Origin of the sequence: Pseudomonas sp. MF6394 (assembly GCF_002018845.1) — a bacterium.
Classification (GTDB): domain Bacteria; phylum Pseudomonadota; class Gammaproteobacteria; order Pseudomonadales; family Pseudomonadaceae; genus Aquipseudomonas; species Aquipseudomonas lactis.
Window position 1 is genome coordinate 221,699 of record NZ_MVOJ01000004.1, and the last position, 17,089, is coordinate 238,787.

The 17,089-nt window shown below is 59.6% G+C and carries 20 protein-coding genes; all 20 read right to left on the minus strand.

What is annotated here, in order from left to right:
• Positions 1-129: 129 nt before the first annotated feature.
• The 20 genes from der to trmJ all read right to left on the minus strand — a co-directional run bounded on the left by der (position 130) and on the right by trmJ (position 17,029).
• Positions 130-1,599, minus strand: a complete 1,470-nt coding sequence (gene der / locus MF6394_RS07000) for a ribosome biogenesis GTPase Der (protein ID WP_003194008.1) — start codon at positions 1,597-1,599, stop codon at positions 130-132.
• Positions 1,600-1,620: 21 nt separating this feature from the next.
• Positions 1,621-1,794, minus strand: coding sequence for a hypothetical protein (locus MF6394_RS34215; protein ID WP_162552012.1), 174 nt, complete (start codon positions 1,792-1,794; stop codon positions 1,621-1,623).
• A gap of 65 nt (positions 1,795-1,859) precedes the next feature.
• The gene (gene bamB / locus MF6394_RS07005; RefSeq protein WP_003194009.1) at positions 1,860-3,011 is read right to left on the minus strand and encodes an outer membrane protein assembly factor BamB; all 1,152 of its coding nucleotides are present in this window, start codon (positions 3,009-3,011) and stop codon (positions 1,860-1,862) included.
• The gene (locus MF6394_RS07010; protein ID WP_032895393.1) at positions 3,004-3,645 is read right to left on the minus strand and encodes a YfgM family protein; all 642 of its coding nucleotides are present in this window, start codon (positions 3,643-3,645) and stop codon (positions 3,004-3,006) included. Before MF6394_RS07010 ends, bamB begins: the two co-directional genes overlap by 8 nt.
• 41 nt (positions 3,646-3,686) lie before the next feature.
• Positions 3,687-4,976, minus strand: a complete 1,290-nt coding sequence (hisS, locus tag MF6394_RS07015) for a histidine--tRNA ligase (protein ID WP_032895392.1) — start codon at positions 4,974-4,976, stop codon at positions 3,687-3,689.
• Positions 4,977-4,999: 23 nt separating this feature from the next.
• Positions 5,000-6,109, minus strand: coding sequence for a flavodoxin-dependent (E)-4-hydroxy-3-methylbut-2-enyl-diphosphate synthase (ispG, locus tag MF6394_RS07020; protein ID WP_003175952.1), 1,110 nt, complete (start codon positions 6,107-6,109; stop codon positions 5,000-5,002).
• Between the two features lie 2 nt (positions 6,110-6,111).
• Positions 6,112-7,107 carry a RodZ domain-containing protein gene (locus tag MF6394_RS07025; RefSeq protein ID WP_078466385.1) on the minus strand — a complete coding sequence of 332 codons (996 nt, stop codon included), beginning with the start codon at positions 7,105-7,107 and terminating at the stop codon, positions 6,112-6,114.
• A complete protein-coding gene (pilW, locus tag MF6394_RS07030; protein ID WP_078466386.1) occupies positions 7,107-7,865 on the minus strand; it encodes a type IV pilus biogenesis/stability protein PilW in 759 nt (252 codons plus the stop codon). The genes MF6394_RS07025 and pilW overlap by 1 nt, the downstream gene beginning before the upstream one ends.
• A 12-nt stretch (positions 7,866-7,877) precedes the next feature.
• The gene (gene rlmN / locus MF6394_RS07035; RefSeq protein ID WP_003194014.1) at positions 7,878-9,026 is read right to left on the minus strand and encodes a 23S rRNA (adenine(2503)-C(2))-methyltransferase RlmN; all 1,149 of its coding nucleotides are present in this window, start codon (positions 9,024-9,026) and stop codon (positions 7,878-7,880) included.
• Positions 9,027-9,055: 29 nt separating this feature from the next.
• The gene (gene ndk, locus MF6394_RS07040; RefSeq protein WP_003175956.1) at positions 9,056-9,481 is read right to left on the minus strand and encodes a nucleoside-diphosphate kinase; all 426 of its coding nucleotides are present in this window, start codon (positions 9,479-9,481) and stop codon (positions 9,056-9,058) included.
• A gap of 91 nt (positions 9,482-9,572) precedes the next feature.
• Positions 9,573-9,773 carry a Fe-S cluster assembly protein IscX gene (iscX, locus tag MF6394_RS07045; protein WP_003194015.1) on the minus strand — a complete coding sequence of 67 codons (201 nt, stop codon included), beginning with the start codon at positions 9,771-9,773 and terminating at the stop codon, positions 9,573-9,575.
• Positions 9,774-9,787: 14 nt separating this feature from the next.
• Positions 9,788-10,129 carry an ISC system 2Fe-2S type ferredoxin gene (gene fdx / locus MF6394_RS07050; RefSeq protein ID WP_047711727.1) on the minus strand — a complete coding sequence of 114 codons (342 nt, stop codon included), beginning with the start codon at positions 10,127-10,129 and terminating at the stop codon, positions 9,788-9,790.
• Between the two features lie 3 nt (positions 10,130-10,132).
• The gene (gene hscA, locus MF6394_RS07055) at positions 10,133-11,995 is read right to left on the minus strand and encodes a Fe-S protein assembly chaperone HscA (protein ID WP_032895387.1); all 1,863 of its coding nucleotides are present in this window, start codon (positions 11,993-11,995) and stop codon (positions 10,133-10,135) included.
• A 51-nt stretch (positions 11,996-12,046) separates the two neighbouring features.
• Positions 12,047-12,568 (minus strand): co-chaperone HscB, encoded by a 522-nt coding sequence (hscB, locus tag MF6394_RS07060; RefSeq protein WP_032895386.1) that lies wholly within the window; start codon positions 12,566-12,568, stop codon positions 12,047-12,049.
• Positions 12,569-12,576: 8 nt separating this feature from the next.
• Positions 12,577-12,900, minus strand: a complete 324-nt coding sequence (iscA, locus tag MF6394_RS07065; RefSeq protein WP_003175963.1) for an iron-sulfur cluster assembly protein IscA — start codon at positions 12,898-12,900, stop codon at positions 12,577-12,579.
• 28 nt (positions 12,901-12,928) lie between these two features.
• Positions 12,929-13,315 carry a Fe-S cluster assembly scaffold IscU gene (gene iscU / locus MF6394_RS07070; RefSeq protein ID WP_003175965.1) on the minus strand — a complete coding sequence of 129 codons (387 nt, stop codon included), beginning with the start codon at positions 13,313-13,315 and terminating at the stop codon, positions 12,929-12,931.
• Positions 13,316-13,414: 99 nt separating this feature from the next.
• On the minus strand, positions 13,415-14,629 hold the full coding sequence (locus MF6394_RS07075) for an IscS subfamily cysteine desulfurase (protein ID WP_003194019.1): 1,215 nt from the start codon (positions 14,627-14,629) through the stop codon (positions 13,415-13,417).
• A gap of 50 nt (positions 14,630-14,679) precedes the next feature.
• Entirely contained in the window at positions 14,680-15,171 is a 492-nt protein-coding gene (gene iscR / locus MF6394_RS07080) for a Fe-S cluster assembly transcriptional regulator IscR (RefSeq protein WP_003194020.1), read from the minus strand.
• Positions 15,172-15,473: 302 nt separating this feature from the next.
• Positions 15,474-16,256, minus strand: a complete 783-nt coding sequence (cysE, locus tag MF6394_RS07085) for a serine O-acetyltransferase (protein ID WP_044268105.1) — start codon at positions 16,254-16,256, stop codon at positions 15,474-15,476.
• Between the two features lie 2 nt (positions 16,257-16,258).
• Positions 16,259-17,029: a tRNA (cytosine(32)/uridine(32)-2'-O)-methyltransferase TrmJ gene (gene trmJ, locus MF6394_RS07090; RefSeq protein WP_078466387.1), complete on the minus strand. Its 771-nt coding sequence runs from the start codon at positions 17,027-17,029 to the stop codon at positions 16,259-16,261.
• Between the last annotated feature and the right edge of the window lie 60 nt (positions 17,030-17,089).

Genomic DNA, 17,089 nt, shown 5'->3' on the forward strand with positions numbered 1-17,089 from the left:
GCCCCTGCAGGTGAGCCCCAAGTTTTAAGCTGCCTATTGCATCGGGTCAAGGCACAAACGGTCGCGCACAAAAAAGGGCTCCAAAGGAGCCCTCTCTCGCAGCGTGTCGCTTACCACTCAAAGCTGCCGTTATTTCTTGTCACGGCGCTTCTTGTCGGCCTTCTTGTGGTGAGTCATCAAACGACGCTTCTTGTTCACCTGACGGTCGGTCAGTGTGTTCTTATTGCCTTCGTACGGGTTATCGCCACCTTTGAACTCGATACGGATCGGCGTACCGACCAGCTTCAAGACACGGCGGTAGGTGTTTTCCAGGTAACGCACGTACGACTTGGGCACCTTCTCGATCTGGTTACCGTGAATCACGATAATCGGCGGGTTGGCACCCCCCAAGTGGGCGTAACGCAGTTTGATCCGGCGGTTGTTGACCATCGGCGGTGCGTGCTCGCCCACCGCGTCTTCCAGGATCTGGGTGAGGCGGTTGGTCGGCCAGCGGGTGACCGCAGACTTGAACGAGTTCTGTACGGACGCGTAGAGGTTGCCCACGCCAGTGCCGTGCAGTGCCGAGATGAAGTGGATATCGGCGAATTCGACGAAGAACAAGCGGCGTTGCAGCTCGATCTTGACGAAATCACGCTCGCTCGGCGTCATGCCGTCCCACTTGTTGATCGCGATCACCAGCGCACGACCGGCTTCCAGGGCAAAGCCCAGCAAGTTGAGGTCGTGGTCCACCACGCCTTCGCGGGCGTCCATCACGAAGATCACCACGTTGGCGTCTTTGATGGCTTGCAGGGTTTTGACCACGGAGAACTTTTCAACTTCTTCGTGGATCTTGCCGCGCTTGCGCACACCGGCGGTGTCGATCAGCGTGTACTTTTCCTCGTTGCGTTCGAACGGGATGTAGATGCTGTCGCGGGTGGTACCGGGCTGGTCATAGACGATAACGCGGTCTTCACCGAGCATACGGTTGACCAGGGTCGACTTGCCGACGTTCGGACGGCCAATGATGGCGATCTTGATACCGTCTTTTTCGCTCGGGCCAGGAATGCGCTTGGCTTCCTCGCCTTCAGCAACGATCTCTTCTTCGCCCTCTTCTTCCTCGACGTCATCCTTGGGGAAGTCGCGCAGGGCGATTTCCAGCATCTGGGTGATGCCACGACCGTGAGCACCGGCGACCGGGATCGCATCGCCCAGGCCCATCGGGCTGAATTCGGCACGGGCCGCCTCAGGATCGATGTTATCGATCTTGTTGGCGACCAGATAGGAACGCTTGTTGCGCTTGCGCAGGTGCTCGCCAATCATCTGGTCGGCAGCGGTGTAGCCCGCACGGGCGTCCACCAGGAACAGCACCACATCGGCTTCTTCGATAGCGAGCAGCGACTGCTCGGCCATCTTTTCGTCCATGCCATGCTCGTCACCGGAGATACCACCGGTGTCGACAATAATATAGGAGCGCCCTTGCCACTTTGCCTCACCGTATTGGCGATCACGGGTCAGACCGGACAAGTCGCCGACAATGGCGTCGCGAGTCCTGGTCAGGCGGTTGAACAAGGTGGACTTGCCGACGTTAGGTCGGCCCACCAGGGCGATTACGGGAACCATGCGGCTCTCCACTTCGTTATTTCAGAAAATACAAAAGCCGCTGCAGGGCAGCGGCTGGTGCTCGGGGCAGCATTTGAAATGCCACATGCCCTGCTCTGGCACTACTACTGTAGGAGCGAGCTTGCTCGCGAAAAAACCGAGAACGACGCGTTTATCCAGAAAACCCGCGTTATCGTTGACGTCCTTCGCGAGCAAGCTCGCTCCTACACAGAGCATTGAAGCAGGGCCGCCTGGGGGTTACCCCAAGCATAGTCAAACCTTTACTTGATGGTCAGGGCTTCCAGCTTGCCGCCGTTGCCATACACATAAAGCATGTTACCCACCACCAGCGGACGCGCACGAAGGCCGTCGCTGTCGATACGCTGGCGACCGACAAAACGACCGTCCACCTGGCTCAGCAGGTGCAGGTAGCCTTCGAAGTCACCGACCGCCACGTAGCTGGAGAAGACTTCCGGTGCCGACAGCTGACGGCGAGCCAGGGAGTCATTGCTCCACAGCGCAGTGGTGGAACGCTCATCGACACTTTCAACGGTGCCGGATGCCAGGCTCACATAGACGCTGCCAAACCCTTGGGCGACACCCGCATAGCTGGAAGCATCACGCTGCCAGTTGATGCGGCCGCTTTGCAGGTCCAGCGCGGCAACACGGCCCTGGTAGGTGGCGACGTAGATCGTTTCACCCGACAGCAGCAAGCCGCCGTCGATGTCCACAACGCGGTCCAGTTCGGAACGACCTTGCGGGATGGCCACACGGGTTTCCCAGGCCGGCACGCCGTTCTGGGTATTGAGGGCAACCACTTTACCGGTCGACAGGCCTGCAACGGCCAGGTTGTTGGTCACAATCGGACCACTGGTACCACGCAGGGTCAACACCGCAGGGGTGCTGTCGTACAACCAGCGTTGGTCGCCGGTGGAGGCATCCAGGCCGATCACGCGGTCGTCCTGGGTTTGCACCACGACGATATCGCCGTTGGTCGCCGGTGCCGAGAGCACTTCACTGGTCACGCGAGCGCGCCATTTCTCTTCACCGGTGCTGGAGTCCAGTGCGACCACGTCACCCTTGAGGGTACCGATCAGCACCATGCCGTAGCCGACGCCCACACCGCCGGAAACCGGCAGTTCGAGGTCTTTCTTCCACTTCACGTCGCCGTTCATGCGATCCATGGCAACCACGACGCCAGTGGAATCAGTGGCCACGATGTTGTCGCCGTCAATCGCCGGCTGCAACAGGTTGTAGAGGTCGCCCTGCCCATCACCAATGGATTGGCTCCATTGTTTTTGCAGGACTACTTCTTCCTTGAAGCTGGTCAGCTCGGCAGGAGGCAGTTCTTTTTTGCTGTTGCTGCTGCAACCCGCGGCCAAAACGGCCAGAGCCAGCAATGCTGCATGTTTCCAACGGATCACGTCACGCATCCCCTTTGGCCAAGTCGTCGAGCTTGATTTGTAAGCCACCGACCGCTGCTTCATCAGACAGCGCCGCCTTGGCTTTTTGGTACGCAGCATAGGCTTCGTCGGTACGACCCAATTGGACCAACAGGTCGCCCTTGAGCTCTTCGCGAGTGGCCACGAATGCCTTGTCAGCATCGCCGTCGAGCAGTTTGAGTGCTTCGTCAGCCTTGTTCTGTGCCGCCAATACCTGTGCCAGGCGCTGACGTGCGATTTCACCCAGGGTCGGGTTGGTCGGCTTGTCGGCGATGGCCTTCAGCTCGGTGGCCGCGTCATCCAGCTTGCCGGTGTCGACCGCGACTTTCGCGACGAACAGGCTGCCGTACTGGGCGTAGGTGCTACCGCCGAATTCGTTCTTCAGTTTGCCGGCCAGGTCTGCTACCTGCGCAGGGTCAGGCTTGCCGTCCGGGGTCAGGGTAGTTTCCAGCAATTGCTGATAAACGATCGAGGCACCTTGGGACTGGTTGGCCTGATACTTGGTCCAGGCTTGCCAGCCGAACACCACCACTAGCGCCAGCAGGCCGCCTGTGACCAGGGGCTTGCCGTTACGCTGCCACCAGTCCTTGAAGTCGGCCAGTTGCTCATCATCAGTACTCGACACCCCAATACTCCTTAATCGCTAAATTCGGCTGTTCGACAGCTTCAACCCTGCACAACGCAGGTGGCCAAGTGCGCAGCGAGCGCATCAAAGGCAATGTTCTGTTGTTCGCCCTGGCCACGCAGGGGTTTGAAACCTATCACTTGCTGGGCCAGCTCGTCATCGCCGAGGATCAGTGCGTACAGCGCACCGCTCTTGTCGGCCTTCTTGAACTGGCTCTTGAAGCTACCAGCGCCGGCATTGACCTGCAGGCGCAGGCTCGGCAGTTGGTCACGTACTTTTTCGCTCAAGGCCAGGGCCGCCAGTTCGGCAGCCTCGCCGAAGGCGCACAGGTACACGTCCACCTGACGGGAAATCTCTTGCGGGACCTGCTCCAGGGTTTCCAGCAGCAGGATCAACCGCTCGATGCCCATGGCAAAGCCCACGCCCGTGGTCGGCTTGCCGCCCATTTGCTCGACCAGGCCGTCGTAGCGACCACCGGCACACACGGTGCCCTGGGCGCCGAGCTTGTCGGTGACCCACTCGAACACGGTCTTGCTGTAGTAGTCGAGGCCACGCACCAGCTTGGGGTTGATCACGTAGGGAATACCGGCTGCATCCAGGCGAGCCTTGAGGCCCTCGAAGTGCACACGGGACTCGTCGTCCAGGTAATCGGCCATTTTCGGCGCATCGACCAGCACGGCCTGGGTGTCGGCGTTCTTGGTATCCAGGACGCGCAACGGGTTGGTCTTCAGACGGCGTTGGCTGTCTTCGTCCAGCTTGTCCAGGTGGGCCGACAGGTACTCGACCAGGGCTTCACGATAGCGGCCCCGGGACTCGCTGGTGCCCAGGCTGTTGAGTTCAAGCTTGACCGCGTCACGAATGCCCAACTGGCCCCATAGGCGCCAGGTCAGCACGATCAGCTCGGCGTCGATGTCCGGGCCGTCCAGGTTGAACACTTCGCAACCGATCTGGTGGAACTGGCGGTAACGGCCTTTCTGGGGGCGCTCGTGGCGGAACATCGGGCCGATGTACCACAGCTTCTGGGTCTGGCCACCACCGGTGATGCCATGTTCCAGTACGGCGCGCACGCACGCGGCAGTGCCTTCCGGACGCAGGGTCAGGGAGTCGCCGTTGCGGTCTTCAAAGGTGTACATCTCTTTTTCGACGATGTCGGTCACTTCACCGATGGAGCGCTTGAACAGTTCGGTGAACTCGACGATCGGCATGCGGATCTGCTTGTAACCGTAGTTATCCAGCAGGCGCGCGACAGTGCTTTCGAAGTAGCGCCACAGTGGCGTCTGCTCCGGCAGGATGTCGTTCATGCCACGAATGGCTTGCAGAGACTTGCTCACATCAGATCCTTAAATTCGGTCAATCAGCCGCGAGCGATCAGCGCTGCGTCAGCGGCGACCTTCTCGGCCGCTTTCTCGCGGATCAGCTTTTCCAGCTCATCCACCAGATTGTCATTCGTTAGCTTCTGCGACGGCTTGCCGTCGATGTAAATCAGGTTCGGTGTACCACCGGTCAGGCCCACGTGGGCCTCTTTGGCCTCACCCGGCCCGTTGACCACACAACCGATCACTGCGACATCCAGCGGCACCAGCAGGTCTTCGAGGCGCAACTCCAGGTCGTTCATGGTTTTCACCACGTCGAAGTTCTGCCGCGAGCAGCTCGGGCAGGCGATGAAGTTGATACCACGGGAACGCAAACGCAGGGATTTGAGAATGTCGTAACCGACTTTCACTTCCTCTACGGGGTCTGCCGCCAGGGAGATGCGAATAGTATCGCCAATCCCTTCGGCGAGCAGCATACCGAGACCCACCGCAGATTTCACTGTGCCTGAGCGCAAACCGCCCGCTTCGGTGATGCCCAGGTGCAGCGGTTGCACGATTTCCTTGGCCAGCAAGCGGTAGGCTTCTACCGCCATGAACACATCGGAGGCCTTTACGCTGACCTTGAAGTCCTGGAAATTCAGGCGCTCCAGGTGCTCAACGTGGCGCAGTGCAGACTCAACAAGGGCTGCCGGCGTGGGCTCGCCGTATTTTTTTTGCAGGTCTTTTTCCAGGGAGCCAGCGTTGACGCCAATGCGGATCGGAATACCACGATCCCGGGCAGCATCCACCACGGCACGCACGCGATCTTCACGCCCGATGTTGCCGGGGTTGATACGCAGGCAGTCCACACCCAGTTCGGCCACGCGCAAGGCGATCTTGTAGTCGAAGTGAATATCGGCAACCAGTGGCACCTTGACCAACTGCTTGATACGACCAAAGGCCTCGGCTGCGTCCATGTCCGGAACGGACACCCGCACGATGTCCACACCCGCCGCTTCCAGGCGGTTGATCTGGGCCACGGTGGCGGCCACATCGTTGGTGTCGCTGTTGGTCATGCTCTGCACTGCGATAGGGGCATCGCCACCCACCGGCACCGAGCCGACCCAGATCTTGCGCGATACGCGACGTTTGATTGGAGATTCGCCGTGCATGACTATTGTCCCAACTTGAGGCGAGCAGTCTCGCCACTGGTGAACGGCGCCACGTCTACAGGCTGGCCGTTGTAGGCCACTTGCGCGCCACGGGCGAAGCCCAGACGCAGCGTCAAAGGAGGCTTGCCGCCCTGGTCAAGCGTATCTCCCTTACGCTTCAAACCGCTGAACAGCACTTTGCCGTTGCCATCGGTGACCTGCGTCCAGCAGTCAGCGATGAAAGTAATTTGTACGCGCCCATCACCGGCGATCAACGCAGGGCTGGTGGGAGGCGACATCGCCGGCGCTGCGGGTGCGGCTGGCGCAGGGGTCGCAGGTGCAGGTGTCGGAACCACCGGAGCCTGGGCCACGGGTGCTGCCGCAGTGGTCGGAGCAGCCGGGGCGGGTACCGCAGCCGTCGCAGCCGGGGCCGTGCCAGCGTCTGGCACCGGTTGCTCGGCAGTGGCCGGCGCTTGCGGCGCGGCTTGCCCTTCTACCACGGCCTGGTCTTCCGGCTCGTCCAAGGGGTGAATCTGGGTGGTGCCGTCGGCGCTTTCGACTTCGACATGTTCCATGGCGTTGCTGGTCAGGTCTTTGTTGCGCTGGGAGGTCTGGTCTTGCCACCAGACAAAACCGCCGCCGACCACGGCGATCAGCAACAACAGGCTGACAATCCGCAAAATGGTGTGGGAAACCCGCGTTGGCTCTTCGATACGCCCCAACCCATGGACATTACTGCCCTGGGCATCGGTGCCGGTGAACTGGTCGAACTCCTGGACCAGCACAGCCTGATCGATACCCAGCAATTTGGCATAGGCGCGGATATAGCCGCGGGCAAAGGTGTGCCCAGGCAGCTTGTCGAACGCGCCAGCTTCCAGGTTGGCCAGGGAGGTGCTGGTCAAATTGAGCTTGAGGGCCACTTCCGCCAGCGACCAACCATTGCTTTCGCGGGCCTGGCGCAAGGTTTCGCCTGGGTTGACGCGATTAGCTGCTACATCTTCCGGGTGCGCGGCTTTCATCATTGCTCCGACAGGTATTGCTGATATTCCGGCGTACCGGGATAGAGTCGTTCGAGTTGCTGGCCAAAACGTGCGGCCGTGTCGTGTTCTTCATGAACCGTCGCCAGGCGCACACCGAGCAATAGACTACGTGCATTTTGCCCGCTGAGCAGGCTAAAACGCTCGTAATAGTCACGTGCCGGCACATAATGCCTGTCTTCGTAAGACAACTCAGCCATTTCGAGCAATGCCCGTGGCTGGTGACTATTCAAATGCAGGGCTTTTTCCAGTTGCTGCCGGGCGCTGTCGCGTTGGCCGAGGCGCATCGAGGTCACACCGAGGTTCTCGAACACCCGCGAACGCTGCGGGTAGAGAGTATCGGTGGAGGCTTGCTGGAAATAACGTGACGCCAGGTCATACCGTTGCTGCTCGAACAGGAAACTGCCGTAGTTGTTCAGCAGCCGCGGGTCGGCAGGACGGGAGGCCAGGGCCTTGTGAAAATAGCGGTCGGCCAGCTCGGGCTCGGCCTGGGCCTGAAACACCAGGGCCAGCGCGGCGTTGGCATCGGCATCATCGGCGTCCAGCTCCAAGGCCTTTTTCAACGGCACCTTGGCCTGCTCGCTCATGCCTTGGCGCAGATACCCCAAGCCCAGTTGCACATAGGCAACTCGCGCCTCATCACGGCCTTTATCAGTGCGCAACGGGCTGTCATGGCCCGATGAAACGCAACCGGCCACCAGGCCGGTAAAGAGTAAAAGCAGCGCAAGGCGCAAGGGCATAGAGATCCTCTCTCAGATTCGATTCACAGCGATTTGCGGCAAATCTTCAGCGGCGTTAAGTTCGCGCACGGCGATATAACGTTCACTGCGGCGGGTGCGGTCCATCACCTGCCCAACCAATTGGCCACACGCGGCATCGATGTCTTCACCACGGGTGGTTCGCACAGTGACGTTATAGCCGGCCTGGTGCAGTTGATCCTGGAAACGACGGATAGCGTTGTTGCTCGGCCGCTCGTAGCCAGAATGGGGAAACGGGTTGAACGGGATCAAGTTGATCTTGCACGGGGTGTCCTTGAGCAATTCGATCATCTCGACCGCGTGCTCCAGCTTGTCATTGACGTCCTTGAGCATGGTGTACTCAATGGTCAACACACGCTTCTCACCCAGGGTCGCCATATAACGCTGGCACGACTCGAGCAGCATCTTAAGCGGATACTTCTTGTTGATCGGCACCAATTGGTTACGCAATGCGTCATTAGGTGCGTGCAGCGACAACGCGAGGGAGACGTCGATGTGCTTGGCCAGCTCATCGATCATCGGTACCACGCCGGAGGTCGACAGGGTCACACGGCGCTTGGAGATGCCGTAGCCCAGGTCGTCCATCATCAGGTGCATGGCCGCAATCACGTTGTCGAAGTTCAGCAGCGGCTCACCCATGCCCATCATCACCACGTTGGTGATGGCACGGTCGACGGTCGCCGGGACGCTGCCAAAGGATTTGTTGGCAATCCACACCTGGCCGATAACTTCAGCGGCGGTGAGGTTGCTATTGAAGCCTTGCTTGCCGGTGGAGCAGAAACTGCAGTCCAGGGCACAGCCTGCCTGGGACGAAACGCACAAAGTGCCACGTTTGCCCTGGGGAATGTACACGGTCTCGACACAGCTGCCAGACGCCACGCGCACGACCCACTTACGGGTACCGTCGCTGGAGATGTCCTCGCTGACCACTTCGGGACCACGCACCTCGGCAATGGCCTTGAGCTTGTCGCGCAGGGCCTTGCTGACGTTCGTCATGGCGTCGAAATCGTCGACGCCAAAGTGGTGAATCCACTTCATTACCTGACCGGCACGGAAACGCTTCTCCCCGATTGAGTCGAAGAATTTCTCCATTTCCGGCTGAGTCAGACCCAGCAGGTTGGTTTTAACAGTCGATGTAGTCATGGATTCACCCTCACTCTTTAAGCCGATGCTTAGCGAGCGGTTACTTCAGTAGCAGCGAAAAAGTACGAGATTTCGCGAGCAGCAGCAGCTTCGGAGTCCGAGCCGTGAACAGCGTTGGCGTCGATGGACTCAGCGAAGTCAGCACGGATGGTGCCGGCAGCTGCTTCTTTAGGGTTGGTAGCGCCCATCAGCTCACGGTTCAGAGCGATGGCGTTTTCGCCTTCCAGAACCTGAACAACAACAGGACCGGAGATCATGAAGGCAACCAGGTCGCCGAAGAAGCCACGAGCGCTGTGCTCAGCGTAGAAGCCTTCAGCTTCAGCCTTGGACAGTTGCTTGAGTTTCGAAGCTACAACCTTCAGGCCGGCTTTTTCGAAACGAGTGGTGATCTCGCCGATGACGTTTTTTGCAACAGCGTCAGGCTTGATGATGGAGAAAGTACGTTGAACAGCCATGGTGTAACTCCAGAAACGGTAATTTACGAAAAATTAAACCCGCGAATTATACGCGGGTTATTGGGTATTGCCTAACTGCGTGAGGGAGGCGTCAGTCCTGTTCTTCTTTCCAGGCAGTCTGGATAGCTTCCAAGACCTTTTCACCACCACGATCACGCTCATCTTCGAACCCGGGCAATGCCATGACCATGTCACGCAAAGCTACAAAGTTCAGGGAGTAAGGATCCAAATCCGGGTTGCCATCAGCCAACAGGATAGCGATCTCTTGTACATCAACCCATTTAAGACTCATGACACTTCCTTGAATCAATGCGGCGCTTCGGCCGCATGGTTGAGCGAATATTTCGGGATTTCGACGGTGAGGTCTTCAGTCCCCACTTTTGCCTGGCAACTCAGGCGCGACGTCGGCTCCAGGCCCCACGCCCGATCAAGATAGTCTTCTTCCAGGTCGTCAGCCTCATTGAGGCTGTCGAAACCTTTACGAATGATGCAGTGACAGGTGGTGCAGGCATTCACGCCGCCACAGGCACTTTCGATCTCGATATGGTTGTCGTGGGCAACTTCAAGCAGGGACTTGCCGGTCTCAGCCTCCACGACCATGCCCTCAGCGCAATGTTCGGCGTGCGGTAGAAAAGTGACCCGTGGCATCAGTTATTCCTCAATTTCGTTCAGGTTGCGGCCCGCCAGCGCGGCTTTAACCGTCTGATCCATACGGCGGGCGGCAAAGGCATCAGTCACTTGCGACAGGCGCTTGGTCTGTTGCTCGATGGCGTAACCATCGTTGCCTTTCATCAGTTCGGCCAGTTCCTGCATCTGCAGGTCAATGACCATGCGTTCTTCGGCATCAAGCAGGCGTTCGCCGTCGGCTTCAAGCGCACCCTGCACCGCTTCGAGCAGGCGCTGGGCATCCACTTGTTGCTCGCGCAATACGCGGGCGACCTTGTCGTCACCGGCATACTGGAACGAGTCCTTGAGCATCTTGGCGATTTCGCCATCGGTGAGGCCGTAGGACGGCTTGACCTGGATGCTGGCTTCAACGCCGGACGCCAGTTCGCGCGCGGCAACACTGAGCAAGCCATCGGCATCGACCTGGAAGGTCACGCGAATCTTGGCGGCACCGGCCACCATCGCCGGAATGCCACGCAATTCAAAGCGCGCCAGGGAGCGGCAGTCGCTGATCAGCTCGCGCTCACCTTGCAGCACATGAATCATCATGGCTGTCTGGCCGTCTTTGTAGGTGGTGAAGTCCTGAGCACGCGCGACGGGGATGGTGGTGTTACGCGGAATCACCTTTTCCATCAGACCGCCCATGGTTTCCAGGCCCAGGGACAACGGGATCACGTCGAGCAACAGCAATTCGCCGCCATCGCGCTTGTTACCAGCCAGGGTATCGGCCTGGATGGCAGCGCCGATGGCGACGACTTGATCCGGGTCGATTTCGGTCAATGGTTGACGCCCAAAGGCCTCAGCGACCGCTTCACGCACGCGCGGCACACGGGTGGAACCGCCGACCATGACCACTGCACCGACGTCTTCCAACTCGATACCGGAATCACGCACAGCACGACGGCAGGCCTTGAGGCTGCGGGCGACCATCGGCTCGATCAGCGCATCAAAGGCTTCGCGGGTCAGCTGTGCCGACCAGTCACCGTAGGACACTTCAACAGAAGCAGCGTCAGTCAGCGCCTCTTTGGCCGCGCAGGCAGTTTGCAGCAGGTTGCGCTGCGCGCCTGGGTCCAGGTCGGCCGATAAGCCAGCACTGCTGATGATCCAGCCAGCAATAGCGTGATCGAAATCATCGCCACCCAGGGCGCTGTCGCCGCCGGTCGCGAGCACTTCGAACACACCGCCGGTCAGGCGCAGGATCGAAATATCGAAGGTGCCGCCGCCCAGGTCATAAATAGCGACCAGGCCTTCAGCGTGCTGATCGAGGCCGTAGGCCACCGCCGCCGCAGTCGGCTCGTTGAGCAAGCGCAGCACGTTCAAGCCGGCAAGTTTCGCCGCATCCTTGGTGGCTTGGCGCTGGGCGTCATCGAAATACGCCGGCACAGTGATCACCGCCCCAACCAGCTCACCGCCCAGGGTGCTTTCTGCACGCTGGCGCAGCACCTTGAGGATATCAGCCGACACTTCCACCGGGCTCTTGGGCCCCTGGACAGTGTCGATGAACGGCATATGGGATTCACCGCCGACAAAGCGGTACGGCAGTTGGTCGCCCAATTGCTTGACGTCGGACAGCCCACGACCCATCAAGCGCTTGACCGACAACACCGTGTTCAAGGGGTCTGCGGACGCGGCCAGCTTGGCCGATTCGCCCACTTCGATGCGGTCGGCGTGATAACGCACGGCGGACGGCAGGATCACCTGCCCATCGGCATCGGGCAATGGCTCGGACAGGCCGCTGCGCAAGGCAGCAACCAGGGAATTGGTGGTGCCCAGGTCAATCCCGACCGCCAGGCGACGCTGGTGCGGTTGAGGGCTTTGGCCGGGTTCGGCGATTTGCAGTAGAGCCATGGTAATCAGGTCTTATCTGTCTATCAGGCGTGCATCACGGGCAGCACTGGGTTAATCGTCGAGGCGCTCTTCTAGCTGGCGCACTTCGTAGGTGAGCTTGTCGAGGAATTGCATGCGCCGCATCAGGCGTTCGGCCTGTTCGCGTTGCGCCGCATCATCCCAACAGGCTGCGAAGCTTTCGTTGAGCTCATCCTGGGCCGCCTTCAGACGGCGCTTGAAGACCACGACGCCAGCCACATCGGCTTCGTCCTGCAAGTCTTCGAGCTCTTCGCGCCACTGCATCTGCTGCATCAGGAAGTCCGGATCATGCACGGTGACTTCCATCGGCAACTCACCACCCTTCATCGCCAGTAAATAACGCGCGCGTTTCGGGGGGCTTTTGAGCGTCTGATAGGCTTCGTTGAGGCTGGCCGATTGCTCCAGCGCCAAGCGTTGCTCACGCTCGGAAGCGTCGGCAAAGCGGTCCGGATGCACGCCACGCGCCAACTCACGGTAGCGCGTAGCAAGCTGCTCAAGGTCCAGCCGAAAGCTCGGCTGCAGCTCGAATAAAGCGAAATGACAAGGAGTACCCACGAGCAGCCTCAGATGTTGAAGCTTTCGCCGCAGCCACACTCACCGCGCACGTTAGGGTTGTTGAACTTGAAGCCTTCGTTCAACCCTTCCTTGACGAAATCGAGTTCGGTGCCGTCCAGGTAGGTCAGGCTTTTCGGGTCGATAATCACCTTTTCGCCGTGACTTTCGAACACCTGATCCTCTGCAACCACCTCGTCGACAAACTCCAGCACGTAGGCAAGGCCGGAACAGCCCGTGGTGCGTACACCCAGACGAATCCCCTCACCTTTACCGCGCCCATTCAGGGAGCGGCGAATGTGCTGCGCAGCCGCTTCTGTCATGCTGATAGCCATCGTTGACTCCTTACTCGTCGCCAAATGCTTAGATCAAGCCTTTCTTCTGCTTGTAGTCGCGAACTGCTGCCTTGATGGCGTCTTCCGCGAGTACCGAGCAGTGGATTTTCACTGGCGGCAGCGCCAGTTCTTCGGCCAGCTGGGTGTTGCTGATGGTGACAGCCTCATCCAGGGTCTTGCCTTTCATCCATTCGGTCGCCAGGGAGCTGGAGGCGATGGCCGAACCGCAGCCGTAAGTCTTGAATTTGGCGTCTTCGATAACGCCAGCATCGTTGACCTTGATCTGCAGGCGCATCACATCGCCGCACGCCGGAGCGCCGACCATGCCGGTGCCGACATCAGGATCTTCCGCGTTCATCTTGCCGACGTTGCGCGGGTTTTCGTAGTGGTCGATGACCTTTTCGCTGTAAGCCATGGTACTGAATCCTCACTCATCAGGGCCGCTCTGGAACCCTGTAGAAACGCCTGCGTTTTCCGCCACGTTCCTACAGAGCTTGGGTGGCGGCTTCTATAGTTAGTGTGCCGCCCACTCGATCTTGGAAATATCGACACCGTCTTTGTACATGTCCCACAGTGGCGACAGAACGCGCAGCTTGTTGACGGCTTCGCAGACCTTCTGCGCGGCGTAGTCGACTTGCTCTTCGGTGGTGAAGCGGCCGAACGTAAAGCGGATAGAGCTGTGCGCCAGTTCGTCGTTGCGGCCCAGGGCGCGCAGTACGTACGAAGGCTCAAGGGACGCCGAGGTGCAGGCCGAACCGGACGATACCGCCAGGTCCTTGAGCGCCATGATCAGCGACTCGCCTTCGACGTAGTTGAAGCTCAAATTCAGGTTGTGCGGTACACGGGCGGTCATGCTGCCGTTGATGTACAGCTCTTCAAGGTTTTCGACCTGCTTGTAGAAGCGATCGCTCAGGGCCTTGATACGCACGTTTTCGGCAGCCATGTCTTCCTTGGCTACACGGAAGGCTTCGCCCATGCCGACGATCTGGTGGGTCGCCAGGGTGCCCGAACGCATGCCGCGCTCGTGACCGCCGCCGTGCATGGTGGCTTCGATGCGCACGCGAGGTTTGCGGCTCACGTACAGCGCGCCGATGCCTTTAGGGCCGTAAGTCTTGTGGGCAGAGAACGACATCAGGTCGACTTTCAGCTTGGACAGGTCGATATCGACCTTGCCGGTGGACTGAGCAGCGTCGACGTGCAGCAACACACCCTTGGAGCGGGTGAGCTCGCCGATGGCGGCGATGTCGTTGATGGTGCCGATTTCGTTGTTCACGTGGATCACGGAAACCAGGATGGTGTCTTCACGCATCGCGGCTTCGATCATGGCCGGGGTGACGATACCGTCGGTGGTCGGCTCGAGGTAGGTGACCTCGAAACCTTCACGCTCCAGTTGGCGCATGGTGTCCAGGACAGCCTTGTGCTCAATCTTGGTGGTGATCAGGTGTTTGCCTTTGGTCGCGTAGAAATGCGCCGCGCCCTTGATAGCCAGGTTGTCGGACTCGGTGGCACCGGAGGTCCAGACGATTTCGCGCGGGTCGGCATTGACCAGGTCAGCGACTTGGCGACGAGCGTTCTCGACCGCTTCCTCGGCTTTCCAGCCGAATACGTGGGAACGGGAGGCCGGGTTGCCGAAGTTTCCGTCGACCAGCAGGCATTCGCTCATTTTTTGCGCGACACGCGGATCAACCGGGGTGGTCGCTGAGTAATCAAGGTAAATCGGCAATTTCATGGACTTTCTCCTAAATCAGGCTGGCTGGCGTGCCGTTAGCTCTTCGGCTGTCACTCGACGGCGGACGCTTCAATCTTGTCCAGACGCGGCGCCTTGGTGTTGCAACGGCGCTGGTCCTGACGCTGGGCTACTTCTTGCACCTCACGGCGAGTCACAAGATCAGCCAAGCTGATACCACTCAAAAACTCATGGATCTGCAGGCTCAAGTCACACCACAAGTGGTGCGTCAGGCAGGTGTCGCCGGCATGGCAGTCACCCAAACCCTGGCATTTGGTGGCATCGACGGATTCGTTGACCGCGTCGATCACCTGGGCCACCTGAATGCCCTGCATGTCGCGGGACAACTGATAGCCACCACCCGGACCGCGAACGCTGGAAACCAGATTGCTACGGCGCAATTTGGCGAACAACTGCTCGAGATAGGACAGGGAAATGCCTTGGCGCTCGGAGATATCGGCCAGGGACACCGGCCCAGTTTGCGCGTGCAAGGCCAAGTCGAGCATGGCGGTCACCGCGTATCGGCCTTTTGTAGTCAGTCTCATGGACAAGTACCAAGGTGTTTCAGAATGGGAGCAAGTATGCGATTCCCGAGTATTTAAGTCAACTATAAGACCTAGTACTTTAGTCAGGATTACCCGTAAAAAGGGCGCGCGAATCATAGCAGGATGGGGTGGGATGGACCAGCGGGAACAGGGCAGAGCCGAGAAAGCAGGACAAACGGAGGGCAAATGTGGGAGCGGGCTTGCTCGCGAATGCGATGGGCCAGTCAATATACCCGGCGACTGACACGCCGCCTTCGCGAGCAAGCCCGCTCCCACAGGGGTTTTGCAGTGATTGCGAAACCTCAGCTTGCCTTGGTGGCAGCCTCGTCCTTGATTTCAGCAAAATCTTCTTCGCGCAGTTCAGGCAGGTCTTTGGCACAGTACGGGCTGCCCAGCTCCTTCAGCGCCCCGCACATGCCCTCCAGCTTGCCGTCCACCGCCTGCAAATGATCAAGCAATTGACCAATGGCGCGAGCCACCGGGTCGGGCATGTCTTCACTGACGCCGTAGGCATCGAAGCCAATCTTCTCGGCCATTGCCTTGCGCTTGGCCTCTTGCTCATCACCGACTTGCGGCTTGACGATGATGCGACCTGGAATACCTACAACCGTGGCACCCGGCGGCACAGCCTTGGTCACCACCGCATTGGAGCCAACCTTGGCGCCAGCACCCACGGTAAACGGCCCGAGCACCTTGGCGCCCGCCCCTACCACCACGCCATCGCCCAGCGTTGGGTGGCGCTTACCCTTGTTCCAAGTGGTGCCGCCCAGGGTCACGCCTTGATAGAGGGTGACGTCATCGCCGATCTCGGCCGTTTCGCCGATCACGATGCCCATGCCGTGGTCGATAAAGAACCGACGGCCCACCTTGGCACCCGGGTGGATCTCGATACCGGTCAACCAGCGCCCAAAGTTCGATACCAGCCGCGCCAGCCACTTCCAGCCCATACCCCACAGGGCGCCGGACAAGCGGTGGATCCAGATCGCGTGCATGCCCGGGTAGCAGGTCAGCACTTCAAAGGCGTTGCGCGCCGCCGGGTCACGGTGGAAAACACTTTGGATATCTTCTCGCAAACGCTCGAACATTTTTAATCCTTCCGCTTAAGAAGCTCACCACGGGCCGCTTTCTGGGTTTCCGTGAGGATGCCACGCAATATGTTCATTTCAGCTCGGCTCACCGAGCTGCGGCCATACAAGCGACGCAGGCGCGCCATCAAGTGCCGTGGCTTTTCAGGGTCGAGGAATTCGATGGCGACCAGGGTTTGCTCCAGGTGCTCATAGAACCGTTCCAGCTCGTCCATGGTGGCCAACTCGCCACTTTTGGTCGAGGCAACCTCTTCCTTTTCCATTTTGCTCGGTTGGCCAGCAGCGGCCAGCCAGGCCATGCGCACTTCATAAGTCAGCACCTGCACCGCAGCCCCGAGGTTCAGCGAGCTGAACTCAGGGTCTGAGGGAATATGCACGTGGTAATGACATCGCTGCAGCTCTTCGTTGGTCAGGCCGGAGTCTTCACGGCCGAATACCAATGCGATTTCAGCATCGCCAGCAGCCTCTTCCACCACTTTGGTGCCGCACTCACGCGGGTCCAGCAGCGGCCAAGGGATACGCCGGTCACGGGCGCTGGTGCCGAGCACCAGATTGCAGCCGACCAGGGCGTCCTCCAAGGTGTCGACCACCTGGGCATTTTCAAGCACGTCATTGGCGCCGGACGCACGGGCATCCGCCTCGTGGTGCGGGAATACCCGCGGTTCGACCAGCACCAGGCGCGTCAGCCCCATGTTTTTCATGGCTCGCGCCACCCCGCCGATGTTGCCGGGATGACTGGTATTGACCAAGACGACACGAATGTTTTGCAGCAAGGGAGGCGCTCGCGGACACAGGAAAGGGGAGCAAATCTTACAGAACCGCCTAAGGTTATG